Source organism: Thioclava nitratireducens, assembly GCF_001940525.2.
GTDB lineage: Bacteria > Pseudomonadota > Alphaproteobacteria > Rhodobacterales > Rhodobacteraceae > Thioclava > Thioclava nitratireducens.
The window spans coordinates 3,662,730-3,685,850 of the sequence record NZ_CP019437.1 but is presented as its reverse complement, the minus strand read 5'-3'; the positions used below and the strand labels follow the sequence as shown (position 1 = coordinate 3,685,850).

The 23,121-nt window shown below is 64.8% G+C and carries 19 protein-coding genes, 1 tRNA gene and 3 pseudogenes; 13 read left to right on the top strand and 10 right to left on the bottom strand.

The window, feature by feature from the left end; all coding sequences use genetic code 11:
* Position 1 precedes the first annotated feature (1 nt).
* Together BMG03_RS17650 and BMG03_RS17645 are read left to right on the top strand one after the other, a co-directional pair.
* Positions 2-940 (top strand): sugar kinase, encoded by a 939-nt coding sequence (locus BMG03_RS17650; RefSeq protein ID WP_244270969.1) that lies wholly within the window; start codon positions 2-4, stop codon positions 938-940.
* Positions 930-1,661 carry a hypothetical protein gene (locus tag BMG03_RS17645; protein WP_075773870.1) on the top strand — a complete coding sequence of 244 codons (732 nt, stop codon included), beginning with the start codon at positions 930-932 and terminating at the stop codon, positions 1,659-1,661. The genes BMG03_RS17650 and BMG03_RS17645 overlap by 11 nt, the downstream gene beginning before the upstream one ends.
* A gap of 141 nt (positions 1,662-1,802) precedes the next feature.
* Here the strand turns inward: BMG03_RS17645 and BMG03_RS17640 are convergent.
* Positions 1,803-1,876: transfer RNA gene (locus tag BMG03_RS17640), tRNA-Cys, on the bottom strand.
* 194 nt (positions 1,877-2,070) lie between these two features.
* On the opposite strand from BMG03_RS17640, the gene BMG03_RS17635 reads away from it, so the two are divergent.
* The 3 genes from BMG03_RS17635 (at position 2,071) to BMG03_RS17625 (ending at position 5,665) form a co-directional block, all read left to right on the top strand.
* Positions 2,071-2,721, top strand: coding sequence for a protein-L-isoaspartate O-methyltransferase family protein (locus tag BMG03_RS17635; RefSeq protein WP_075773871.1), 651 nt, complete (start codon positions 2,071-2,073; stop codon positions 2,719-2,721).
* A gap of 133 nt (positions 2,722-2,854) precedes the next feature.
* On the top strand, positions 2,855-4,216 hold the full coding sequence (locus BMG03_RS17630; RefSeq protein ID WP_075773872.1) for a TolC family outer membrane protein: 1,362 nt from the start codon (positions 2,855-2,857) through the stop codon (positions 4,214-4,216).
* A 144-nt stretch (positions 4,217-4,360) separates the two neighbouring features.
* Positions 4,361-5,665: a hypothetical protein gene (locus BMG03_RS17625; RefSeq protein ID WP_157771611.1), complete on the top strand. Its 1,305-nt coding sequence runs from the start codon at positions 4,361-4,363 to the stop codon at positions 5,663-5,665.
* Positions 5,666-5,848: 183 nt separating this feature from the next.
* On the opposite strand, the gene BMG03_RS17620 is transcribed toward BMG03_RS17625, so the two are convergent.
* The 3 genes and pseudogenes from BMG03_RS17620 to BMG03_RS17610 all read right to left on the bottom strand — a co-directional run bounded on the left by BMG03_RS17620 (position 5,849) and on the right by BMG03_RS17610 (position 9,062).
* Positions 5,849-6,181, bottom strand: coding sequence for a DUF6280 family protein (locus BMG03_RS17620; RefSeq protein ID WP_075773874.1), 333 nt, complete (start codon positions 6,179-6,181; stop codon positions 5,849-5,851).
* A 398-nt stretch (positions 6,182-6,579) separates the two neighbouring features.
* Positions 6,580-7,311 carry a CAF17-like 4Fe-4S cluster assembly/insertion protein YgfZ gene (ygfZ, locus tag BMG03_RS17615; protein ID WP_075773875.1) on the bottom strand — a complete coding sequence of 244 codons (732 nt, stop codon included), beginning with the start codon at positions 7,309-7,311 and terminating at the stop codon, positions 6,580-6,582.
* 50 nt (positions 7,312-7,361) lie between these two features.
* Positions 7,362-9,062, bottom strand: a pseudogene (locus BMG03_RS17610) (ABC transporter ATP-binding protein).
* A 197-nt stretch (positions 9,063-9,259) separates the two neighbouring features.
* Between BMG03_RS17610 and BMG03_RS17605 the strand changes: the two are divergent.
* Positions 9,260-10,432, top strand: a pseudogene (locus BMG03_RS17605) (pyridoxal-phosphate-dependent aminotransferase family protein); the annotation flags it as partial.
* A gap of 27 nt (positions 10,433-10,459) precedes the next feature.
* On the opposite strand, the gene BMG03_RS20905 reads toward BMG03_RS17605, so the two are convergent.
* A complete protein-coding gene (locus BMG03_RS20905; protein ID WP_167733378.1) occupies positions 10,460-10,663 on the bottom strand; it encodes a hypothetical protein in 204 nt (67 codons plus the stop codon).
* Positions 10,664-10,806: 143 nt separating this feature from the next.
* Positions 10,807-11,907 (bottom strand): annotated as a pseudogene (locus BMG03_RS17600) (pyridoxal phosphate-dependent aminotransferase); the annotation flags it as partial.
* 137 nt (positions 11,908-12,044) lie between these two features.
* On the opposite strand from BMG03_RS17600, the gene BMG03_RS21070 reads away from it, so the two are divergent.
* Both BMG03_RS21070 and BMG03_RS21065 read left to right on the top strand, forming a co-directional pair.
* Complete coding sequence (locus BMG03_RS21070; protein WP_244270968.1) at positions 12,045-12,596, top strand: hypothetical protein; 552 nt, start codon at positions 12,045-12,047, stop codon at positions 12,594-12,596.
* Entirely contained in the window at positions 12,518-13,339 is an 822-nt protein-coding gene (locus BMG03_RS21065) for an MFS transporter (protein WP_244270967.1), read from the top strand. Before BMG03_RS21070 ends, BMG03_RS21065 begins: the two co-directional genes overlap by 79 nt.
* Positions 13,340-13,429: 90 nt before the next feature.
* Here the strand turns inward: BMG03_RS21065 and BMG03_RS17590 are convergent, their stop codons facing one another.
* Complete coding sequence (locus BMG03_RS17590; RefSeq protein ID WP_075773881.1) at positions 13,430-16,549, bottom strand: valine--tRNA ligase; 3,120 nt, start codon at positions 16,547-16,549, stop codon at positions 13,430-13,432.
* A 188-nt stretch (positions 16,550-16,737) separates the two neighbouring features.
* On the opposite strand from BMG03_RS17590, the gene BMG03_RS17585 reads away from it, so the two are divergent.
* A complete protein-coding gene (locus BMG03_RS17585) occupies positions 16,738-17,958 on the top strand; it encodes a DUF2235 domain-containing protein (protein ID WP_075773882.1) in 1,221 nt (406 codons plus the stop codon).
* Here the strand turns inward: BMG03_RS17585 and BMG03_RS17580 are convergent.
* The 3 genes from BMG03_RS17580 to metF all read right to left on the bottom strand — a co-directional run bounded on the left by BMG03_RS17580 (position 17,860) and on the right by metF (position 19,863).
* A complete protein-coding gene (locus tag BMG03_RS17580) occupies positions 17,860-18,351 on the bottom strand; it encodes a PaaI family thioesterase (RefSeq protein WP_075773883.1) in 492 nt (163 codons plus the stop codon). The genes BMG03_RS17585 and BMG03_RS17580 overlap by 99 nt on opposite strands.
* A 90-nt stretch (positions 18,352-18,441) precedes the next feature.
* Positions 18,442-18,774 (bottom strand): GYD domain-containing protein, encoded by a 333-nt coding sequence (locus BMG03_RS17575; protein WP_075773884.1) that lies wholly within the window; start codon positions 18,772-18,774, stop codon positions 18,442-18,444.
* A 222-nt stretch (positions 18,775-18,996) separates the two neighbouring features.
* Positions 18,997-19,863: a methylenetetrahydrofolate reductase [NAD(P)H] gene (metF, locus tag BMG03_RS17570; protein ID WP_075773885.1), complete on the bottom strand. Its 867-nt coding sequence runs from the start codon at positions 19,861-19,863 to the stop codon at positions 18,997-18,999.
* A gap of 93 nt (positions 19,864-19,956) precedes the next feature.
* Between metF and BMG03_RS17565 the strand changes: the two genes are divergently transcribed.
* The 4 genes from BMG03_RS17565 (at position 19,957) to mscL (ending at position 23,114) form a co-directional block, all read left to right on the top strand.
* Positions 19,957-20,862, top strand: coding sequence for a LysR family transcriptional regulator (locus tag BMG03_RS17565; RefSeq protein ID WP_075773886.1), 906 nt, complete (start codon positions 19,957-19,959; stop codon positions 20,860-20,862).
* Between the two features lie 144 nt (positions 20,863-21,006).
* A complete protein-coding gene (locus BMG03_RS17560) occupies positions 21,007-21,798 on the top strand; it encodes an inositol monophosphatase family protein (RefSeq protein WP_075773887.1) in 792 nt (263 codons plus the stop codon).
* A 156-nt stretch (positions 21,799-21,954) separates the two neighbouring features.
* The gene (locus BMG03_RS17555; RefSeq protein ID WP_157771610.1) at positions 21,955-22,578 is read left to right on the top strand and encodes a hypothetical protein; all 624 of its coding nucleotides are present in this window, start codon (positions 21,955-21,957) and stop codon (positions 22,576-22,578) included.
* Positions 22,579-22,685: 107 nt separating this feature from the next.
* Positions 22,686-23,114 (top strand): large conductance mechanosensitive channel protein MscL, encoded by a 429-nt coding sequence (mscL, locus tag BMG03_RS17550; RefSeq protein ID WP_075773889.1) that lies wholly within the window; start codon positions 22,686-22,688, stop codon positions 23,112-23,114.
* Positions 23,115-23,121 lie beyond the last annotated feature (7 nt).

Below are 23,121 nucleotides of genomic sequence, written 5' to 3'. Positions count from 1 at the left end.
CATGCTGGACTTTCTCTGCATCGGCGAGCCTCTCGCCGAGTTCACAAACGACCCTGCAACGCCCGATCTGTTCCACCGCCGGCTTGGGGGCGACACGCTGAATGCGGCGATCTACCTCGCGCGGCTGCGGCCCGATCTGCGGGTGGGCTACCTTTCGCGGCTCGGTTCGGACGGGATGAGCCGCTGGATGCGCGATACGATCGCGCAGGAGGGGGTCGAAATCGAGGCAATCGGGTCCGATGCCGATGGCAGCCCGGGGCTGAGCTTCATCGCCACCGATGCCACGGGCGAGCGCAGCTTTACCTATTGGCGCGATCAGGCGCCGGCGCGCCGGATGTTCGGCGCCGACGGGGAGGAGGTCGCGGCGCTCGGTCAGGCACGCGTCCTTTTGTTCTCGGGCATCACCTTGGCGATCCTTCCCGACACGGCGCGCAGCCGTTTGCTGGCGGAGTTGGACGCGCTGCGCCAGCGCGGGATCACCGTCGCCTATGACACGAATTACCGCCCGCGGCTCTGGCGTGACCGGGCCGAGGCGGCGGAGTGGACCGAGCGCGCCTTGGCAGTGACGAGCCTCGCGCTGCCCTCGCTCGACGATCTCGCGGCGCTCTGGAACGAGACCGACCCCGAGGCGATCATGGCGCGCTGCGAGAAACACGCAGCGGGCGCCATCGTACTGACGACGGGCGGCGGCGCGGTGCTCGCGCGCGACGCATCGGGGGCGACGCTGCGCGTTGCACTGCCCGATCCCGTCGCGGCTGTCGACACGACTGCGGCAGGCGACAGTTTCGATGCCGCTCTCCTCTCGGCCCTGCAGCGCGGTAAAACGCTGGAGGCCGCAATTCTCGACGGTGCGCGTCTCGCAAGCCGAGTCGTCCGTCATCCCGGCGCGATCATCCCGCGCGATGCCATGAAAGAAGAGGTTGCACACCATGCAGCGTGACCAGATCGCAAGCGCCGCAGAGGCGCTGGCTGCCGCGAATGACGGCGAGACGCTCGAGGCGCTGACCCCGCTGCCGGTCACGCCGGCGGAAGCCTATGCCGTGCAGGCCGAGAGCCTGCGCCATCTCGGCCCCGTGGGGGGCTGGAAACACGCGCTGCTGGGCGGGCAGGACCTGTCCTGCGCCCCGGTTCTGGGTCGCGCGATCCATCGCTCGGGTGCGACCCTTGCCGTTGCGCCCCATGCGCGGCTCGAACTGGAAATTGCGGTGCGGCTGCGTGCCGATATTTCGCCCGAGGCCAAATCTCACGAGATTCTGGAAGCGATCGGCAGCGTTCATGTCGCCTTCGAAGTGCTTCAGTCGCGCTTCACCACGCTCGAAAAGCAGCCGCCGCTGGCACAGATGGCGGATCGGTTCTCGAACCGGGCGATCGTCATGGGAGATGAGGTGCCCGATTGGCAAACCCGTGACCTGTCGCGCCTGCCGCTTGCGATCGGCGCGCCTGCCGATCCGCCTGAAATGGCCGCTGGGATGTCACTTTCCGAGATCGTGTCCTTCCTCGGCTTCCTCGCCGAGCGCGCCGCCGTGATCGGGCCGGGGCTGCGGGCGGAGCATTGCATCGTCACCGGCGCGCGCATCGGCCCGCAGCCTCTGCCGGTGGGGGTGCAATTACACGGGGGGCTCGAAGGCTGTCAGGTTTCGCTGACCACGTGCGCGCTCTGAAAACTCATCGGTTTGACGGAGAGATAGCCGGCCCTGCTTCGAAAGAGGCGGGGCCTTCGTATTCCGCCCTCGCCGCCGCGATCGGGGGCAGGCTCTGTCGAGAGTCGCCCCGTGGGCGAAACGAAATTTTTCGGGGAAAGGTGGAGGCGAGTACCGGAATCGAACCGGTGTACACGGATTTGCAATCCGCTGCGTCACCACTCCGCCAACTCGCCACCGTGGTGTGGGCGTCAGATACGGTATCGCAGGCGCCCGCGCAAGAGGCGAGTTGCGTCCGAGATGCATTGTGCGCGGGCGCCATCGCCCCTGAGCGCGACGGCAGGTCGGATCTGGCTCTCGCATAACTTGCTCAGGCCCTGCTTCTGTGGCAAAACCGCCCACAAGGGTTTGCTACCGAAGAGTTCTCGACATGCAAGATTTCGCTACGCGCCGCACCGTGATGGTCGACACGCAGGTCCGCCCCAACGACGTGACCAAATTCCCGATCATCGCGGCGATGCTGCATGTGCCGCGCGAGCAATTCGTGCCCGCGGCCAAGCGCGAAGCCGCCTATATCGGGGAAAACCTCGAACTGGCACCGGGCCGGGTTCTGCTCGAGCCGCGCAATTTCGCGAAGATGCTCGACGCGCTCGACATTCAGCCCGACGATCTGGTGCTCGATGTGGGCGCGGGGCTCGGCTATTCCTCCGCGGTGATCGCGCGGATGGCCGAGGCAGTCGTCGCGCTGGAAGACGAGGACATGGCGTCGCAGGCGGAGGCCGCGCTGGCCGAGGCCGGGGCCGACAATGTCGCCGTCGTGACCGGCGCGCTGACCGAGGGTGCGGCGCAGCACGGCCCATATGACGCAATTCTGATCGAAGGCGCAGTGGAAGCCATTCCGCCCGCGCTGATCGAGCAGCTCAAGGAAGGCGGTCGGATCGCCGCGATTTTCATGGAAGGCGCCCTCGGCATCGCTCGGATCGGCTACAAGATCGACGGAGCGATGAGCTGGCGCGACCTGTTCAATGGCACCGCACCGGTCCTTCCGGGCTTCGTGCAGCCGCGTGAATTCGTGCTCTGAAAGGCACATCGAATAGGCTAGCTGTTTTGCAGGATATGCAATCGAGCGGCGAGCCGATAAACTTAAAGTAATTGCGCCCGGCGGCAGAGGGACTCCTGCATCTGTGGCGATACAGGAAAACGAGGGGCATTCGATGCTGCGCAAGACACTGACATGGACCGCTTTGGTCGCGGCGACCGCCATGGCGCCGATCACGGCCGGGGCCGAGACGCTGGCCGACGCGCTGGTCTCTGCTTATCGCCATTCGAACCTGCTGGAGCAGAACCGTGCTGCGCTGCGGGCCGCGGATGAAGACGTCGCGCAAGCCGTCGCGAATCTGCGCCCGGTCCTGCAATGGACCGCGAGCTACGATTACCTCAATGCCGACGCCACGCGCACGATCTCGCAAAAAGCCTCGACCACGCTCGGCGCGTCGATGACGCTGTTCGATTTCGGCCGTAACAAGCTGAATGTCTCGATGAAGAAAGAGACCGTGCTCGCCACCCGCGAGGGGCTGCGTTCGGTCGAGCAGAACGTGCTTCTGGCAGCGATCCAGGCCTATTCGGACGTGAAGTCGGCCTCCGAGCAGGTTGCGATCAACCAGAATTCCGCGCGCGTCCTGAACGAGGAACTCAAGGCGTCGAACGACCGGTTCGAAGTGGGTGAAGTCACCAAGACCGACGTCTCGCTCGCACAGGCGCAGCTGGCTTCCGCCCGCGCGTCGCTCGCCGCGGCACAGGGCAAGCTGCGTTCCGCGCGCGAGGCCTACAAGGCCGCGACCGGGCACTACCCGAGCAATCTCGCGGCGTTCCCGAAGCGGCCCTCGCTGCCGGGCTCGCTGGATGCCGCGCGCGATATCGCCCTACGCAGCCATCCGAGCATCAAGCAACTGCAGCACACTGTTGCGGTCTATGACCTCGGCGTTGATTACGCCCGCGCCAATCGTCTGCCGAAAATCACCGGTTCGCTCGGCCTGAAGCAGGAAGAGCAGGGCATCCAGACCCAGTCCGCCGGCATCGAAATGAGCCAGACGCTCTATTCCGGCGGTGCGCTTCTCTCGGCACAGCGCCAGGCCGTGGCGAACGACCAGTCGGCCCGTGCACAACTCAGCCAGGCCGGCGTGACGGTCGCGCAGAACGTGGCCAATGCGTGGTCGGCGATCGACATCGCGAAGGCGCAGATCTCGGCTTATGACCAGCAGATCACCGCAGCGCGTACCGCCTATCAGGGCGTCAAGGAAGAGGCGCTTCTGGGCGCCCGTACCACGCTCGACGTGCTCTCGGCAGAACAGGATCTGCTTGATGCGCAGGCCGGACGGATCGACGCGGCCGCCACGCTGCAGGTAGCTTATTATCAACTTTTGTCCGCTATGGGGCTGTTGACGGTAGAAAACCTGAAGCTTGGAATTCCGACCTATGATCCCGCGGCTTATTACAATGCGGTCCGCACCGCGCCCCTTACGCTCAGCCCGCAGGGCAAGCGTCTGGATCGTGTGCTCAAGGCCATCGGCCAGTAACGACCAACCGGTGTTCCGGCGGGCTCTTGGGGCCCGCCCCCCGCGCCATAGTGGCGCGGGTATCGCAGCCTCCGGGTGTCCCTCGCAGTTTCGGATCCGTCACGGCTGGACAGGCGCGCGTGCGCGCTGCAGGATGGAGTGATTATGGCTGATACCCGACCCAGACCTGAAATCGAAGATGTGCTGGCATCGATCCGGCGACTGGTGTCGCAGGACAGCCCGCGTATGGCCGAGAGTTATCCGGCCTCCAAGGCCGAGCGTGCGGCCCCCGATCCGCTGGTTCTGACGCCCGCGCATCTCGTCTCCGACACGCAGGCGGAGCCGAAGGGCGACATCCATGATCTCGAATGGTCCGCGCCGGGAGTGACGCCTGAAGAAGAGGCGGCCGAACCGCAGGATTTCGCGCAGGACCAGCCGGAGAAGGCCGCCGCGCCTGCCGGGGCCGAGGCGCCCGCGCCACTGTCCGAGGCACGTCGGAAGCCGCAGAATTTCGAACCCGAATTCGACGATGCCGAGGCCGAGCCCTGGCCGTCGGAGGCGGAACTGCAGCAGGGCGGGTTCGACGATGAGCTCAAGCGGCTTGAAGGGTCGCTCGCGCAACTCGAGGCGGAAGTCGCGCGCGATGGCTCAGATTTCGAATCCGAGACAGGCGACAGGTTCGAACCTGCCGGCACTGCACCCCTGACCGAACTTCCCGAGAGCTTCACGCCGGTCTGGTCCCAAGGTGCGGATCCGGAGCAGACTTTTGCCACTGCCGATTGGGAGGACGTGGCCGGGTTCGTCGCGCCGCAATCGCCGGATCAGTTTGGGGCCGCGGACGAAGGTATCACAGAGCCGCTCCCGGCAGAGGATGCCGACGCGCCTGCCGAAACCGATCCCTTGGCCGGGCTTGATTTCGCTGCGGCCGACACAGACGAAGGGGAGCCGGAAGACGTTAATCTCGGCGAAACGCCGTTCGAGGCAAACGCCATCTCGGGCTTCGATGTCCCGCCGGGAGTTGAGACACCGGAGGAGGCGCCTTCGGCACAGGATTGGGAAGATCTTGCACCGGAATCGGTCGGTGGCGCTGCCGCGCCGCAGGCGACAACCGCGCCACCGACCGATTCCGCACCGCCACGCCGCCTGCATCTCAGCGATGCCGGGGCGCGCATCCCGGAGCCGGAGCCACGTATGTCCAGCTATGCCGAATTGCGTGCGACGCTGGAAGAGGATTCCGAAGCCGACGAGATCGCCGCGCTCGAGGCTGAACTGGCGTCGACGCCGGACCAACCCGAAGCGCCGCTGCATCCGGCGGTGCAATCAATGAACGAAACCCAACTTCGTCAGATCGTCTCGGCGATGCTGCGCGAAGAGTTGCAAGGCGCACTTGGCGCGAAGATCACACGTAATCTGCGCAAGATGGTGCGCCGCGAAGTGCAGCGCGCGCTGATGAGCCGCGATCTGGACTGACTCGCGCCATCGCCAACACAGCCGGGGCAGGGGCGACGATCGCGCGCTGTTTGCCCGCGAACATGCGCTTCAGCCGCGATTGCGGTAATCTCGGCGCAAAGCTGCCCTTGAAAATTCAAAACGGCGCGCCCTGAGGGACGCGCCGTTTTGGGTACTCAACTGTCGCCGTGGCGCCTGACAGGATCAGGCCGCTTCGGCCTCGTGCTCATCCGAGATCGCGGCGAGGCGGCGTTCGCTTTCTTCGCGCGACAGCGCGACCGACGTACGGACACCCTTGCCGACGAATTCCATCAAACCCCGGACGACGCGCTCGTTCGGATCGATGCCGGCGCAGGACAGAACTTCACGGCCATCGCGCGAGCGTGCCCAGCGGGCGATCTGCTCGGGGCCATTGCCGTATTTCTTGTCGTCTGCAATCGCATCGTCCAAGGCCGCGAGGACCACAGCGGCGAACAGTTTGCGGGCTCGTTGGCCCTGCTCGTAATTGAAGGCCGAGCCGTCAACGAAATCGCGCATTCTTCCGTCCTTTGTTATTGCTCTTGCGTTTCCTGGCGTGAGGGCCATCTAGGCCTTTCGGCCCCCGATTCGATATGGCTTGGGTCACATGGCAGCTATGCGCTTAACGCATGGCACCTTTGCTCGTTTCCAAAACCTGGTCCTTCGCGAAGGATCGCATTGAACGCGAATTAAGCGCGGGCGCCCGAAATTCAAGGGCTGTCATTCGCGAAGCGCGAAACCCGTATCGCATCAAGAGCCGGTTAATATTCTGTAAACATTACAAGTTTACGGGATGGGCGCAGCGAAAAAACCTTTGGTGCCCCAGGTGCGGCCGATCGTCGTTTCCTCTGCGTCACGATGTTCCGCAAATCTCCGCCGTGGGGCTTGCGCTTTTCGAAACAGTTGATCCGCGGCGGTCATAAATAAGTGACCACGGCCTCGCCAGCCGACAACTCGCCATCGGCGCGCCCGAAGCGTAGATAGGCGATCGCGCGATCGCCCGAACGCGTGAAAAGACGCCCCACGCTGCGATCTTCGGAGGTAATCTCGGTACCCGGTTCCGCGGGCCCTTCGACACCTACGGTGACGAAGCCTTTGCGCAGCTCTGTTTTGTGCTTCATCCGCGCCGTGACCTCTTGCCCGACATAGCAGCCCTTGCGGAAATCGACGCCATTCAGCTGAGCGAACCCGGCTTCGAGGATGAAAGTGTCGGGGGTCAGTTCGATACCGGTCTCGGGGATGCAATGCTCGACCCGGATCGCATCCCAATCGGTGCCGTCATCGCCCACCTCGTCGCCGTAAAGCCGCCAGCCCATGTCGGGATGGCGTGGATCGGTCAGCGCGCCCTCGGGTGCCGGACCTGTGCCGCGGTAGACCTTCAGATCCGAGGGTGCGATCGCGACGTCGGCGCGGAGCTTGTACATGCCCAGTCGTTTGATCGTCGCCTCGGCGATGCTTTCGTCGATATCGATGACGATCGCGTCGCCTCGCGCTAGCAAGAAGAAATCGGCAAGGTATTTTCCCTGCGGCGTCAGCAGGGCGGTATAGACCAGCCCGTCTTTCACGTGGCGCACGTCGTTCGTCACCAGCCCTTGCAGGAAGTGCTCGCGATCCGTTCCAGTGATCTCGTAGAGAATGCGCTCGGCCATGGAGGTCTCCTTTCCCCGCCCATGTAGGCAGCCGGGGCGGGAATGCCAACTCAATCGAGAAGCTGCATCCGGCACAGCCCCGCATAGGGCCCGTTCTTGGCCAGCAGTTCGTCATGCGTGCCCTGTTCGACGACCTGACCTTCAACCACCACCACGATCTTGTCGGCGTTGCGCACGGTCGACAGGCGGTGGGCGATGACCAGCGTCGTGCGGCCCTCGCTGAGCTCCGAGAGCGCCTGCGCCACCTTTGCCTCGGAGACGGTGTCAAGCGCCGAGGTCGCCTCGTCGAGCAGCAGGATCGGCGCGTCGCGCAGCACGGCGCGCGCAATCGCGACCCTTTGCCGTTGTCCGCCCGAGAGCGCCGAGCCGCGCGGGCCTGCGCCGGTATTGATGCCGTTCTGCAGAAGGTCTGTGAACTCGGTCACGTGCGCGGCTTCGAGCGCGGTCTGGATATGGTCGGGATCTACCTCCTGCCGGCCGAGCAGGACGTTCTCGCGGATCGTCTCGTCGAAAAGAGCCGAGTCCTGCGACACGGTCGAAAAATGCTGGCGCAGTTCGGCAAGGCCGAGATCGCTCAGCGGCGTGCCGCCCAGAGTGATGCGCCCGCTATCGGGATCGACGAGCCGGGTCAGCAGGTTGAACACGGTGGTCTTGCCCGCGCCCGAAGGGCCGACGAGTGCGGTGGTCTGGCCGGGCTCCGCCACGAAGCTGAGGCCGCGCAGGACATGCTTGTCGCCGTAATGCAGATGTACGCCGTCGAACTCGATCCGCGTGGTCTCGGGCAGGGCGGCGGGTGCGCGGGCGAGGTGATCGACGGTTCGGTATCGAACAGGCGATAGATCCGCTCGAGGCTCGCCGCCGCCCCGTCTGCCAAGAGCCCGCCGAATTCGCGAGGCGGCGAAGCGGCTGGAAGGCCAGCGCCATTGCGGTGAAGAAGGACATGAAATCGCCGACCGAACGCTCGCCCGCCATGATTTCCTGACCGCCGAGGATCAGTACCAAGAAGAAGCCAAGCCCGGTGATGATGTCGATCATCGCGGGCACCAGCCCCGAAATGAAGGTGGTCTTGATCTGCGCGATGCGGACCTCGTCCACCAGCCGCGCGAAGCGCCCCGCTTGATAGTCCTCGATCCCGTTGAGCTTCACCGCAGCGATACCGTGGAACACCTCGTCGAGCCGAGTCGCGCGGTCGGAGGAGCTTTCGCGCATCTGCCGGGTTTTGCGGCGGATGTAGCGCTGCGCCATCGCGACCGGCAGGATCAGAAGCGGCGCGCCGATCACGGCGCCCATGGTCCAGCCCGGATCGATGGCGACCGCAACGGCGAACAGCGAGATCAGCGAGACCGCATCGCGCCCGGTGCTGGAAATGAAGATCTTCCAGACGTTCTGCACTGCGCTCGTATCGCCTTGCACCCGTTCGATCAGCGCGCCGGGCGGGTTGGCCTGGTAGAAGCGCTGGTCGAGCCGCAGCATGTGGCGGAAAGATCGGTCTGCATGTCGCTCGACGTGCGCAGCGAGACGCTGGTCATCACCGTGCGCGAGGCCACCGAGGTCGTCGCCCGGACCACGAACAGCCCGAAGATCGCGGCGCCTACCCACCAGATCAACTGGCTCTCGCCCTGCACGAAGACCTTGTCGAAGAGCGGTTTGAGCATCCAGCTCAGTGCGCCCAGCGTTGAGCCTTCGATCATCAGAAGGACCATCGACACCCCGATCATCGGCCAGTGCTTGCGCAGATAATCGCGCCACATCCGGCCGGCGAGGTGTTTCGACGTGTAAGGGTTTGCAGTCTTGGCCACGAGGCACCATGCGATAGGCGCGCCTCTCGAGCGCGCGGTTAAGTCCGTGAATTACCGCGAGACGGGGCCTGCGTGCAAGCCGGGCGCGAGATTGACGCCGCGCGCGGGCGGCATTACCGATTATTCGTTGTGCCAGACGGAGATACCCGATGAGCCTTGCCCAAGGTCGCCCTTACCTCGCAATTCCCGGCCCTCGACGATGCCCGACCGTGTTTTGGCCGCGATGCATCGCCCGGCGCCCAACATCTATGAGGGCGAGATCGAGGAGATCTCGGTGCGGGTCGCGGCGAACCTGCGGCGGGTGGCAATGTCCTCGTCCCATGTCGCGATCTACATCGCCAACGGCCACGGCGCATGGGAGGCCTCGATCGCGAACGTCTTCTCGCGCGGGATAAGGCGCTGAGCCTCGTGACAGGGCGCTTCGGCAATATCTGGGCGCGTAACGCGGCGACGATGGGCGTTCATGTGGAGCGGCTGGAATTCGGCCTGAAGGCGCCCGCCGATCCGGCCCGCGTCGAAGAGGCCCTGCGCGCCGACAAGGATCACGAGATCAAGGCCGTGCTGCTGACCCATGTCGATACCGCGACTTCCGTGGTCAACGACGTGGCGGCGATCCGTGCGGCGATCGACGCAGCGGGGCATCCGGCGCTGCTGATGGTCGATTGCATCGCCTCGCTCGCCTGCGACGAGTTCCGGATGGACGATTGGGGCGTCGATGTGATGGTCGCCGCTAGCCAGAAGGGGCTGATGGTGCCGCCGGGTCTGGGCTTTGTGTGGTTCTCCGACAAGGCGCTGGCGGCGAGCCGCGAGGCCGATATGGTCACGCCTTATTGGGACTGGCAGCCGCGCGCCTTCCCGAGATGGTCTACCAGTATTTCGGAGGCACCGCCCCGACGCATCACCTCTTCGGCCTCGACGAGTCGCTCAAGATGATCCTCGAGGAAGAGGGCTCACCCATATCTGGGCGCGTCACGCGACGCTCGCCTCCGCCGTCTGGGCTGCTTTCGAGACCTGGGGGCAGGAAGGGGATATTCGCGCTCAACATCGCCAACCCGGCCCATCGCGCCCATTCGGTGACGGCAGCGCGGATCGGCGCGGGCAATGCGCAGCGGCTGCGCAGCTGGTTGGAGCGCGAGGCGGGGGTGACGCTCGGCATCGGGCTCGGCATGGCAGAACCCGGCACGCCCGAGGCCAACGATTTCCTGCGGGTCGCCCATATGGGCCATGTGAACGCCCATATGACGCTGGGCGCGCTGGCGACGATGGAGGCCGGGATGCAGGCGCTGAAAATCCCGCACAACCCCGGCGGCATCGCCGCGGCGGGCTGGTGCGATCGCGAAAGGCGCCGGTCAGGCCTGACCGTGACGCTCCAGCCAGTCGGTGAGCTGTTCGACCTCTTCGAGGCTTCCCGCGAGACCTGCGGCGCCTCGGTGCGCGAGGACGACAGCCGCATCTCGCGGCTGGTCTGGTGTTGCCTGCATAGGCGCGAAGGCCAACGCGAAGGCCAGCGGGCTCAACATTGCGATACGGGCGTTGCGGATCTTGCGGCTCATGTGTCTGCTCCTGTTGTCGAGCAAAACATGGGCCCGGCCTCGAGTCGGCGCAATTCACCTGCGGCGAGACGTGCTGACGCCGGTGCTTTTTTGCCGATTGGTAGGCGGATTTGTGTCCGGGAGGGCGCGCAGATCAGCGGCGCGCGGGCGGCTTTCAGCGCGTCAGGGAGGGCCGCGGCAAAGGCGTCGAGCTCGGCTTCGGGCCCGACCGAGACGCGGATGCAGCGGTTTTGCGGGGCGACGAAGGGCATCCGCACGAACACCGCGCGCGCGTCCAGTTCCTGCAGCACGGCCCCGCGCGAAATCACCATCCTGCCCGCAGTCCACGGCGACGAAATTCGTGGCGGAGGGCAGGGTGCTCAGCCCGTTCTCGCGCGCGATCTCGTCGATCCGGTCGCGTGCGCCTGCCACGAGGAGACGCATGTAGGCCTGCCACGTCTTGTCCTGCAGCGCGGCCAGCGCGCCTGCCTGAGAGATGCGGCACATGCCGAAATGATGCGAATCTTGTCGAAAGCCGCGATCAGGCCGGGGGCCGCAAGCGCATAGCCCACGCGCGCGCCCGCCAGACCATGGGCCTTTGAGAAGGTCCGCATCCGAATCACTCGGGGATCGTCGGCCGCTATGCGCGCCTCGGTCCCGTCGTCGGCGAATTCCACATAGGCCTCGTCCAGCACCATCAGCGTGCCATCCGGCACCGCGTCGATCATCGCCTCGATCGTCTCGCGCGGATGATGCGTGCCCATCGGGTTATCGGGATTGGCGATATAGACGAGCTTCGCGCCCACCTCGGCGGCCTTCGCGATCAGCGCATGCGGGTCTTCGTGATCCCCGGCATAGGGCACTTTGTGAAGCACCCCGCCGAAGCCCGCGACATGGTAGTTGAACGTCGGGTAGGCACCTTCCGAGGTGACAACGGGATCGCCCGGTTCGATCATCAGGCGGCACAGGTAGCCCAGAAGCCCGTCGATCCCTTCGCCGACCAGAACGTTCTCGACCGCGACATCGTGATGCGCGGCAATCGCCGTACGCAGATCGAAGCTCGTCGAGTCGCCGTATTTCCAGGCATCGCCGGCCGCAGCCGCCATCGCGGAAATCGCCCGCGGCGAGGGGCCAAAGCCGTTCTCGTTGGCTCCGAGCCGCGCAGTGAAGCGGCGACCGGCAAGGCGCTCGTGTTCCTCGGGCCCGACGAAGGGCACGGTGGCGGGAAGGCTGTCGATCAGGCGGGTATATCGAGGTCCGGTCATGGCTACAGGCGTAAGCGCAAAGCGCGGATGCGGCAAGAGGCTGCGTCGATCGGTTCCTCGCGGCGGAACCGGGGACTGGGCCAAGCGCTTTTCCCTGCGTAATATCGTGAAATGACATAAGTTCGGGAAGCCAGCCGATGAGCGCCAGCGACACCTCTTTCTCCTCCTCCCTATTCGAAACGCTGACCGGCGATGCGCCGGGGAATGTGAAAGAGCTGAGCGACACCGCCGCCAAGCACGAACCCGGCAGTTTTTTGCGCCATGTCGGATCGCTGTCGATGACCAAGCTGGCAGACGGGCTGATCGACCCGAAGCTGGTGCTCAGCTGGCTCATGCAGGCGGTGGGCGCGCCCGCCGCTCTGGTCAGTTGGCTGGTGCCGGTGCGCGAGGCGGGCTCGCTATTGCCGCAGCTGTTCACCGCACCGCATGTCCGCAAGATGCCCCAGCGCAAATGGGCCTGGGCCGCCGGTAGCATGATCCAGGGGCTGGCGGCGGCGGCGATCGTGGTGATTGCGCTGACGATGCAGGGGATGGCCGCGGGGCTTGCGATGCTCGCCGCGCTGGGCGTGCTGGCCATCGCGCGCTCGCTGTCCTCGGTGAGCTACAAGACGTGCTGGGCAAGACCGTGGACCGCACGCGGCGTGGTACGACGACCGGCATCGCGACGAGCGTTTCTGCGGCCGGGGTGATCCTGTTCGCGCTGATCCTGATGAGCGGATTCGTCCCGCGGAAGAGCCTCGTGATCGGGGCGATTTCACTGGCCGCCGTGCTCTGGGTGGCGGCGGCTGCGCTGTTCTCGACGCTGCGCGAGGAAGACCAGCCGGGCGAGGCGAAGGGCAGCATTGGCCTGTCAGAGCTTAGCCTGCTGTGGAAGGATGCCGATCTTGGCAAGTTCGTGATCGCGCGGGTGCTGCTGCTGCCGACCGCGCTCGCGCCGCCCTATATCGTGCTGCTCGCCGCGAATGCCGGAGATAACCGTTTCGGCGCGCTGGGGGCGATGGTGCTGGCGTCGGCGCTGGCCTCGCTGGTGAGTTCCTATATCTGGGGGCGGCTGGCGGATCGCTCCTCGCGCAAGGTGCTGATCTTCACCGGGCTGGTCGCCGCCGCGTTCCTGGCGCTTGCGGTGGGATTGAGTTGGTCGGGGCTGATGGGCACGATCTGGGCCTCGCCGGTGGCGCTGTTCGGGCTGATGATTGGCTATCAGGGGGTGCGGCTGGGCCGCTCGACCTACCTCGTGGACATGTCGCCCAAGGACGATCGCGCGGCCTATACGGCGGTGTCGAACACGAGTGTAGGCGTGATGCTGCTGGCCTTCGGCGCGGCGAGTTCGGCGCTCGCGATAGCGGGGCCGGATATGGTGCTGATCGTCTATGCGGGGATCTGCGTGGTCGCCTCGGGCGTGGCCTTCACGATGAAGGAAGTGTCGGAGTAAGGTCTCCGCTCAGCTCACGGCGCGGGACGACCAGGCCCGGGCCGCGCCCACCCGAGGGGCAGGCGCGGCCCTGATCGCTAAAAGCCTCGCTCAGCCCAGCTCCGCCAGACGCGCGACGGCCTGACGCACCTTCTCGGCCTCTTCCTCGGCGCGGGCGAGGTTTTCGCGGGTTTCCACGACCACGTCGGGATCGGCATTGGCGATGAATTTCGGATTGTTCAGACGGCCCTTCATGCCGCCGATTTCCTTCTCCATCTTGCCCAGAGCCTTCTCCAGACGTGCCTTCTCCTTGGCGATGTCGATCACGCCTTCCAGCGGCAGACCGAACAGCGCGCCCTGCGCTGGGATCGAGATCGCGCCTTTCGGGATCGGTCCCTCGGTGACGCTTTCGATGCGGGCCAGCTTGAAAATCAGCGCCTCGTTATTGGCGAGCGCTGCGCGCGCCGCGTCATCGGCCTCGGCCAGAACCATCGGCAGTTTCAGCCCTACCGGCACGCCCATCTGGGTGCGCGACGACCGGATCGCCTCGATCAGTTCGATCACCCAGTTCATCTCGCGGTCGGCGGCCTCGTCCACCAGATCGGCGGCTTTGTAATCCGGCCAGTCGGCATGGACGAGCATCTTCGCGCGGTCGCCCTGCGGCGCAGTCAGTTCCCACAGCTCTTCGGTGATGAAGGGCATGATCGGGTGCAGCAGCGTGTAGCACTGATCGAGCACCCAACGCATCGTGGCGCGGGTTTCCTCGGCATGCTCGCCATCGAACAGGGGCTTGGCGAATTCGACATACCAGTCGCAGACCTTGCCCCAGACGAAACCGTAAAGCCCCAGCGCCGCGTCGTTGAAGCGGTATGCGGCGAAGGCCTCGTCCACCTGCTCACGGATCTTCGCGGTCTCGCCGATGATCCAGCGGTTCACCGTATGCGTCGGCTGCGGGATCTCGGTCACGACCGGCCCTTCGAACACGCCGTTCATCTCGGCGAAGCGTGTCGCGTTCCAGATCTTCGTGCCGAAGTTGCGATAGCCCTTGATGCGCTCTTCCGAGAGCTTCAGCACGCCGCCCATCGCCGCCATCGCGGCATTGGTGAAGCGCAGCGCGTCCGCGCCGTAAGCATCGATGATCTCGAGCGGGTCGATCACGTTGCCCGTCGTCTTCGACATCTTCTTGCCCTTCTCGTCACGGACGAGCTGGTGCAGGTAGACGGTGTGGAAGGGCACCTGATCCATCACGGCCAGCTGCATCATCATCATCCGCGCCACCCAGAAGAACAGGATGTCGAAGCCGGTCACGAGGACATCGGTCGGGAAATACTTGCGCATCTCCTCGGTATCCTCGGGCCAGCCCAGCGTGCCGATCGGCCAGAGGCCCGACGAGAACCAGGTGTCGAGCACATCGGCATCGCGCCAGACCGGGTAGACGAGCTGCGTCGGGTCCTCGGTCATCTCGTATTGCGCGAGGCTCGCGGCCAGCACTTCGATCGCCTTGTGGCGGTCTTCGACCTCGACGATGCGCGCCACGTTCAGCGGCGTCGGCAGCTCGGCATTCTGCGCCTTGAACCAGCCGATGACGCTCTCGAAGTCCGAGGCGCAGTGGTAGCGGTCGTCGCGATGCACCATCTTCGTATCGACGAGCAGGCGGCCCATCTCCACGAGGTCGATCGTGCCATCGCCTTCGTCATCGCGGAAGTCGGGCGCTTCCATGTCCAGACCGTACCAGACCGGGATCTGGTGGCCCCACCAGAGCTGGCGCGAGATGCACCAGGGCTCGATGTTTTCCAGCCAGTGGAAATAGGTTTTCTCGCCCGCTTCGGGCATGATCACGGTGTCGCCGTTGCGCACGGCGTCCAGCGCCTTGCCGACGATCTGCTCGGCATCGACGAACCACTGATCGGTCAGCATCGGCTCGATCACCACTTTCGAGCGGTCACCGAAGGGCTGCATGATCGGCTTGTCTTCGACATACGGAACGGTGGTTTCGGTCTCAACGCCGTCTTCGTCGGTGACGGTCTTCGTGGTCGTCACCGCGAGGCCTTCCTCGGTGATCTGACGGATCACGGCTTCGCGCGCCTCGAACCGGTCGAGCCCGCGCAGCTCCTCGGGCACGAGGTTGAGCGCGTCGATCTCTGCCTCGGTGAAATCCGCGCCGCGGGAGATCTCCATCGCGCGGGCCGCGCATTCCTCGTAGGACAGCCCGTCGGCGCGCATCGCGCCCTTGGTGTCCATGAGGCGATACATCGGGATGCCGCCGCGTTTGGCGACCATGTAGTCGTTGAAGTCATGCGCGCCGGTGATCTTCACCGCGCCCGAGCCGAATTCGGGATCGGGATATTGATCGGTGATGATCGGGATCAGGCGGCGATGCTCTTTCGGGCCCACCGGGATTTCGCAGAGCTTGCCGACGATCGGCGCGTAACGCTCATCGGACGGGTGCACCGCGACAGCGCCGTCGCCCAGCATCGTCTCGGGGCGGGTCGTCGCGATCGAGATGTAGTCGCGCTCTTCCGTGAAGACGACGTTCCCCTCTTCGTCCTTCTCGACATAGGTATAGGTCTCGCCGCCCGCGAGCGGGTATTTGAAGTGCCACATGTGACCGGCGACTTCGATATTCTCGACCTCGAGATCGGAGATCGCGGTCTCGAAATGGGGATCCCAGTTCACCAGCCGCTTGCCGCGATAGATCAGGCCCTTCTCGTACATGTCGACGAAGACCTTGATCACGGCGTCATGGAAGTTACCCTCGTTGCCTTCCGGCGCGCCGGGAGCCCCCGACATGGTGAAGGCATTGCGCGACCAATCGCAGCTCGAGCCCAGACGCTTGAGCTGGTTGATGATGGTCGAGCCGTATTCGCCTTTCCACTCCCAGACCTTCTCGAGGAATTTCTCACGGCCGAGTTCGATGCGCTTGGGCTGACCGGTCTTGGCCAGTTCCTTCTCGACCATCAGCTGGGTCGCGATACCCGCATGGTCCTGTCCCGGCTGCCAGAGCGTGTCGAAGCCGCGCATCCGGTGCCAGCGCACGAGGATATCCTGCACGGTGTTGTTGAAGGCGTGGCCCACATGCAGCGCGCCCGTCACGTTGGGCGGCGGGATCATCACGCAGAAGGTCTCGTCGCGCGACGCGTTGGCCCCGGCCTTGAAGGCTCCGGCCTCTTCCCATTTCGCGTAGATCCGCGGCTCGGCGCTCGCGGCATCGAAAGTCTTGTCCATCGTCATGTCAGGCATCCTTGGCTCGGCTTGAGGGCTGTTTAGCCCGCGCAGGCGACAAGGAAAACCCCGTGCGCGCGGTCCGAAAAAGCGCGGCGGGCACGATCGGGTCAACAAACTGCCGCGATTGCCCCTGAAGATAAGTGAAACTTATCCTACATTGGATAGTATAAGCCCAACTTATGTGGAGCGCTGATATGCGCGGTCTCTTCGAGCGTGTGATCTCTGCCCTGCGCCGCCGCAGCCCGGAACGGGCCGAGGCGCGCTCGGCGGCAGGCGCGGGCCGTGGCCCGGTCGATCATGTCGTGTTGCTCGACGGGACGCTCGGCTCGCTGCGCGCCGACCGGCTGACCTCGATCGGGCTGATCTATCGCTTCCTGCGCCGGGCAGCGCCGAAAGTCTCGGTCTATTACGGGCGCGGCCTGCGCTGGCGCGACTGGCACGACATGTCGGATGTCTGGTTCGGCTGGGGCGTGAATCAGCAGATCTCCCGCGCCTATGGCTGGCTCGCGATGCGCTACCGCCCGGGCGACCGCATCTTCCTGATCGGCTATTCCCGGGGCGGCTTCGCTGCGCGCTCGCTGGCGGGGATGATCGGGCGGATCGGTCTGTTGCGCCCGGAGCATGCGATCGAACGCAACACGCGGCTTGCATGGCGCCACTACGAGGAAGAGACGCCCGCGGACGTCCTCCAAAGCTTCCGCAACAGCCTGTGCCACGAGAATGTCGAGATCGAGATGGTCGGCGCCTTTGATACGGTTCAGGCGCTGGGCATTCGCGTGCCGTTCTTCTGGATCGTCAACGAGGAGCGCGTGCGCTTTCACGACCACCACCTGAGCGACCATGTGCGCCACGGGTTTCAGGCGCTCGCGCTCGACGAGCGGCGCTCTGTGCTGGAGCCGCTGGTGTGGGAAAGCGACGAGGGCGCTTCCGACGCCGATTCTCCCGCGACTCGGATCGAGCAGCGCTGGTTTCGCGGCGCCCATGGCGATATCGGCGGGATGCTCGGGCATTTCGCGGATGCGCGCCCGCTCGCCAATATTCCGCTCGTGTGGATGCTGGAGCGGGCGGAATCGCTGGGTCTGAGCCTGCCGCCCGGTTGGCAGGCGGAGTTCCCGCGCGATCCGAATGCGCCCTCGGTCGGCACCTGGACTGGCTGGGGCAAGCTGTTCTGGCTGCGCGCGCCGCGCGTCGTGGGGCGCGACCCCTCTGAAGGGCTGCATGAGAGCGTGGTCTTGCCCGAAGGCTCGCGCGCGATTTTCAGGCCGCGCATCCTGCGTCCCGAAATCCGTCGTCTCGCGCGCCGGTCCGAGCCTGTCTCAGAGGTCAGGCGTCATGACGAAACAGGTGGCGGTGCCGGTCGCGTAGAGGCGTCCATCCTCGGCGCCCCGGATCTCACCCCGCGCGACGCCGGTTGACCGGCCGATGTGATCGAGCTGTCCCACGCCGATCACCTCGGTGCCGGGCTTGATCGCGCGGATCAGGTTCACCTTGAATTCGAGCGTGGTCTGCGTCTGACCCTTCTTCAGTCCGGTGATCACCGAACAGGTCATCACCGTATCTAGCATCATCGCATACCAGCCGCCGTGAATGCCGCCATAGCCGTTGGTCTGCGGATGGCCCGGCGTCCCGCGGCAGACGACGCGGCCTTCCTCGGCCTCGGTGATCCGATAGGCCATCAGCTTCTGCACGGTGGGGGAGGGAACGTCGCCCGTCACCATCTTGCGAACGTAGTCGAGCCCCGACATCGAAAGCACCTCCTCGAGTGGGAGGAAATCTTCGGGGCCTTCGGCGAAATATTGGTCGGGCATCTTCGGGTCCTTTTCCGGGTCGGCACTAAGCTATCGCGGTAGCTCGGAAAGGGAAGGGGAGGTAGGTGTCGGATTGCGACCGAAGTGGCCTTAACTGCCCGGCGGCACGAAGTTCGAACGGATGCCGGCCGCAGCCTTCTGCATCTCCTTGAAGTCGGCGGTCGTGAAGGCCTCCTGCGTCTGCACCTTCGACAATGACCCCGAGCCAGCGGCGGCCATGATCGCCGGCAGCACCTTCTTCATGTCGTCGCCCGTGGCGATGATCAAAAAGTCACTCGGACCGGTGGTTATGTAGTAGTTTTCCAGTTTCCCCCCAGCCGCCTTTATCAACGCGTCGATGGTCTCCCATCGGTCCGTCGGGCTGTCCATGAAGCCCTTTATGGCCTGAGGAGAGAAGCTCCCCGTGATCACGAAACGTCCCATGTGTTACCTCCCTAGAACGGACGCCAGTCATCGGCGCGATCTCGTCGGCAGATTTGAACTGGCTTCCGCTGGGTAAACATTATCACGACCGGCGCGATTTCCTGAGCGTCTTCTCGGCGGTGGTGTGGGCGTTGCGACAAGCGTCAGACGCGTGACGCACCACGACCAAAAAAGAAAAGGGGCCCAGCCGGGCCCCTTCGTTCAATCCGTGTCGCGACCCTTTCAGGCCACTTTCTCCAGCACCGTATCGGGCGTCACACCCAGCGCGTGGCAGACGTCGCGGGTCAGGCCGGGACGGTTGAGCGTGTAGAAATGCAGGTCTTCCACGCCGCCCTCGATCAGCTTGTCGCACAGCTCGGTGCACAGCGCGGTCGCCAGAAGATGCTCGCGCCCGTCGCGGATCGCGGCCTCGAAGGCTTCCTCGACCCAGGCGGGGATGGAGGTGCCGCAGCTTTGCGCGAATTTCTTGGCGCCTTTCCACGACTGGATCGGCAGGATGCCGGGGATGATCTTGGCGTCGATCCCTTCGCGCTCGCAGGCATCGCGGAAGCGGAAGAAGGTCTCGGGCTCGAAGAAGAACTGGGTGATCGCCGAGGTCGCACCCGCCTCGACCTTGCGCTTGAGCCAGCGCACGTCGGCCATGTTGTCGGCGGCGTCCGGATGCCGTTCGGGATAGGCGCCGGCGCGGATCGTGAACCGGCCATCCTCGGCCAGCGCCTCGATCAGTTCGACCGAAGAGGCGAAGCCCTCGGGATGCGGGGTGAAATGCTTGGCACCCTGCGGCGGGTCGCCCCGCAGCGCCACGATCTCGGTCACGCCGACCTCGGCATAGGCGTCCACGATGTCCATCGTCTCTGCCTTGGTCGCTTCCACGCAGGTCAGGTGGGCGGCGACATTGAGGCCATAATTCTTGTGGATCGTCCCCACCGCCTCGTGGGTCAGCTTGCGCGTCGTGCCGCCCGCGCCATAGGTCACGGAGGTGAACTCGGGTTTGAGCGGTGCCAGAACCTGCGCGGTTTCCCACAGCCGGAACGACGCATCGAGCGTCTTCGGCGGGAAAAATTCGAAACTGACCTTGGGCGTCGTCATGGGATTTTGTCCTTTCGTTCGCTCTCTTGTGCCAGATCGGGCTTTGTGAGACAAACTCATAATCCTCAAAATGGTTATGAGTGTAACAGCAAGATGCATCTCGAGTTCCGTCACCTGCGCACAATCAAGGCGATTCACGATGCCGGAGGGCTCGCGAAGGCAGCGGACGTTCTGCACATAACACAATCGGCGCTGTCGCACCAAATCAAAGGGCTCGAGGACCAGACCGGGGTGGAGCTGTTCGTGCGCCGCTCGAAGCCGCTGAAGCTCTCGGCGGCGGGGCAGAAGCTGTTGCGGCTGGCCGAACGCATCCTGCCCGAGATCGCGGCAACCGAGGCCGAGTTCGACGCGCTGCGGTCGGGGCGGGCGGGCCGTCTGCATATTGCGATCGAGTGCCACGCCTGTTTCGACTGGCTGTTTCCGGTGCTGGAGCGTTTCCGCCATGCCTGGCCCGATATCGACGTGGATATCCGGCCCGGTCTGGCTTTCAACGCGCTTCCCGCGCTGAGCCGCGAAGAGGTCGATCTGGTGATATCGTCGGATCCGGAAAAGATCGACGGCGTCACCTTCAATCCGCTTTTCGACTACGCGCCGACCTTCATCGCCGCCGCGAATTCACCGCTGGCGGCGAAGCCATATATCGAGGCGCAGGACTTCGCGGATCAGACGCTGATCACCTATCCGATCGACCGCGGTCGATCGGACATCTTCACCCAGCTGCTCACGCCCGCACGGGTGGAGCCGAAAGCCGTGCGACAGGTGGAGCTGACGGCGGTGATCCTGATGCTGGTCGCCTCGAATCGCGGCGTGGCGGTGCTGCCCGACTGGGTGCTGCGCGAGGTGAAGTACCAGCCTGACTACATCACCAAACCTGTGACCGAACACGGGCTGACCAAGCGCCTTTACGCCGCGACGCGGTCCGAGGATGCCACTCAGCCCTTCATGGCGCATTTCCTGCGGCTTGCACGCACCGAGCCGGTGAAGCTTCAGCGTGCCTGACCCATCGGGCTTGTCCAAATATCCCAGGGGCTCGCGCAGCGAGCGGGGCAGAGCCCCTCCTCAGTTTGCCTCACGTGCCAAAGCTCTTGGATTTTCCGCGCAACCCCTGTAAGGCGACCGCTTGAAACGCGAAGGAGCCCAGAGATGCAAGGCAGCGCAAACCTCAACCTGATGATCAAGGCCGCCCGCAAGGCAGGCCGCTCGCTGGTCAAGGATTTCCGCGAGGTCGAGAACCTTCAGGTCTCCTCGAAGGGTCCGGGCGATTTCGTCTCGAAGGCCGATCGCGAAGCCGAGAAGATCATCAAGGACGAGCTGCGCGGCGCGCGCCCTTCCTATGGCTGGCTCGGCGAGGAGACCGGTGAAGAGGCGGGCGATGACCCGACCCGCCGCTGGATCGTCGACCCGCTCGACGGCACCACGAACTTCCTGCACGGCCTGCCGCATTGGGCGATCTCGATCGCGCTGGAGCATAAGGGCGAAATCATCGCGGCCGTGGTGTTTGACGCCGCGAAAGACGAGATGTATTTCGCCGAGAAGGGCCTCGGCGCCTACATGAACGATACGCGTCTGCGGGTCTCGGGCCGTCACAAGATGATCGAATCGATCTTCGCGACAGGCGTGCCCTTCGGCGGCAAGTCGACCCTTCCGGCGACGCTGCAGGACCTTGCGAAGCTGATGCCGCAATGCGCGGGCGTTCGTCGCTGGGGCGCGGCCTCGCTCGACCTCGCCTATGTCGCGGCGGGCCGCTACGAGGGCTATTGGGAGCGCGGGCTCAACGCCTGGGACATGGCCGCGGGGATTCTCCTCGTGAAAGAAGCGGGCGGTTTCGTGGAAGCAGTGCGCGAGGGGCGCGACGTTCTCGAATCGGGTTCGGTGATCGCGTCGAATGCTGAAATGTTCCCGGCTCTCACCAAGGCGCTTCGGTCAAACGACTGAGAAATCTCTGAAAATTCGATGAGGCGGCGAAAGGTGAGCGAAAGTTCACCTTTCGTTCATTCCGTTGTGCCAGCCTGAAGCGGTTACCAGAAAGGGGATGCCGCCATGGTTGGACAGGAATTCGGGTCCGCGTCACTCGCGCTTGAACAGCGCGCATTGACTGCGCTGCACGGGCCGGGCGATTGCGCGGTCGAACGCGCGTTGGAGGAGTTACGGCAGGCGGTGTCCGATCTCGCCTTCGCCGAGGTCGCCGAGTTGATCGCGCGGCATCGGGTCGCCTTCCTGGACGAGATGATTTCGGGCTGCCTCGACGATGCCGAAACGGCGGAGGCGGACACTGCGGCGGCGCTGCGCACGGCGGCCGAGGGGCTTCAGGAGGAGCGGGCGGCCGTGGCAGAGACCATGCCGCTGGAGCTTGCCCTGCGCGCCGACCAACGCGACGCCGCCTGCGATCGCATCCGTGCTGCGCAGCGGCGTCTGCGCAATATCTCACAAATGCCCCAGCATTTCGGTTGTGCCTGCAGCTTTGACTGTCCCTCTGAGGGCGACGGGGCGGGACCCTGCTCGGGGGTGGCAGAGCGAATCCAGCAGGCGCTCCGCTGTGATGCAGACGCCATCGCCGACATCGCCAGACAGGAAGCGCGCGCACGGCTCAGCGACGGTTTCGCGGCCTTGCCGGTCGCCGCGCCTCTCTCGTCCCGTTCCGGCGGGGACACGGTGTCCACGGCGGCGCAGGTCGCCCGCCGCCTTGTCGAGGATGCACGCCGAAGGTTGTGCTAAAGCGAAACCGGCAAGCCTGCCTTGCGCTCGCTGCTTGAGGCTATGCAGACGCAAAGATCGTGATAGCCTGTCGTCGCGCAGAACGCGCATCGCAATGAGGGGCTGGAATGATTCAGGAATTCAAGGATTTCATCGCCAAGGGCAATGTCATGGACATGGCGGTGGGCATCATCATCGGGGCGGCCTTCACCGCCATCGTGACCTCGCTGGTCGGCGACATCATCAACCCGATCATCGGTCTGTTCACCGGAGGCGTTGATTTCACGAATAACTACGCTGTGCTCTCCGGCGAGGTTCCCACCGGGGCGAGCCTTGAAGAGGCGCGCAAGGCAGGTGCCTCGGTCTTCGCCTATGGCGCGTTCCTGATGGCGGTGATCAATTTCTTCATTATCGCCTTCGTGGTCTTCATGCTGGTGAAGATGGTCAACCGCATCAAGGCTGCGGCGGAGAAGCCGGACGATGTCGCGCCCGAGGTGCATACCGGTCCGAGCCAGCTCGATGTGTTGCTCGAAATTCGCGACGCACTTCGGAAGTGACGGCGCG

Excerpts from the sequence above, each read along its gene's own strand:
- BMG03_RS21070 (WP_244270968.1), top strand. The coding sequence starts at position 12,045 with ATGAGCGCCAGCGACACCTCTTTCTCCTCCTCCCTATTCGAAACGCTG.
- BMG03_RS17580 (WP_075773883.1), bottom strand. The coding sequence starts at position 18,351 with ATGCCCGACCAATATTTCGCCGAAGGCCCCGAAGATTTCCTCCCACTC.
- mscL (WP_075773889.1), top strand. The coding sequence starts at position 22,686 with ATGATTCAGGAATTCAAGGATTTCATCGCCAAGGGCAATGTCATGGAC.
- BMG03_RS17650 (WP_244270969.1), top strand. The coding sequence starts at position 2 with ATGCTGGACTTTCTCTGCATCGGCGAGCCTCTCGCCGAGTTCACAAAC.
- BMG03_RS17560 (WP_075773887.1), top strand. The coding sequence starts at position 21,007 with ATGCAAGGCAGCGCAAACCTCAACCTGATGATCAAGGCCGCCCGCAAG.
- BMG03_RS17645 (WP_075773870.1), top strand. The coding sequence starts at position 930 with ATGCAGCGTGACCAGATCGCAAGCGCCGCAGAGGCGCTGGCTGCCGCG.
- BMG03_RS17630 (WP_075773872.1), top strand. The coding sequence starts at position 2,855 with ATGCTGCGCAAGACACTGACATGGACCGCTTTGGTCGCGGCGACCGCC.
- BMG03_RS17620 (WP_075773874.1), bottom strand. The coding sequence starts at position 6,181 with ATGCGCGATTTCGTTGACGGCTCGGCCTTCAATTACGAGCAGGGCCAA.
- BMG03_RS17635 (WP_075773871.1), top strand. The coding sequence starts at position 2,071 with ATGCAAGATTTCGCTACGCGCCGCACCGTGATGGTCGACACGCAGGTC.
- BMG03_RS17590 (WP_075773881.1), bottom strand. The coding sequence starts at position 16,549 with ATGACGATGGACAAGACTTTCGATGCCGCGAGCGCCGAGCCGCGGATC.
- BMG03_RS17585 (WP_075773882.1), top strand. The coding sequence starts at position 16,738 with ATGCGCGGTCTCTTCGAGCGTGTGATCTCTGCCCTGCGCCGCCGCAGC.
- metF (WP_075773885.1), bottom strand. The coding sequence starts at position 19,863 with ATGACGACGCCCAAGGTCAGTTTCGAATTTTTCCCGCCGAAGACGCTC.
- BMG03_RS17625 (WP_157771611.1), top strand. The coding sequence starts at position 4,361 with ATGGCTGATACCCGACCCAGACCTGAAATCGAAGATGTGCTGGCATCG.
- BMG03_RS20905 (WP_167733378.1), bottom strand. The coding sequence starts at position 10,663 with ATGAGCCGCAAGATCCGCAACGCCCGTATCGCAATGTTGAGCCCGCTG.
- BMG03_RS17575 (WP_075773884.1), bottom strand. The coding sequence starts at position 18,774 with ATGGGACGTTTCGTGATCACGGGGAGCTTCTCTCCTCAGGCCATAAAG.
- ygfZ (WP_075773875.1), bottom strand. The coding sequence starts at position 7,311 with ATGGCCGAGCGCATTCTCTACGAGATCACTGGAACGGATCGCGAGCAC.
- BMG03_RS17565 (WP_075773886.1), top strand. The coding sequence starts at position 19,957 with ATGCATCTCGAGTTCCGTCACCTGCGCACAATCAAGGCGATTCACGAT.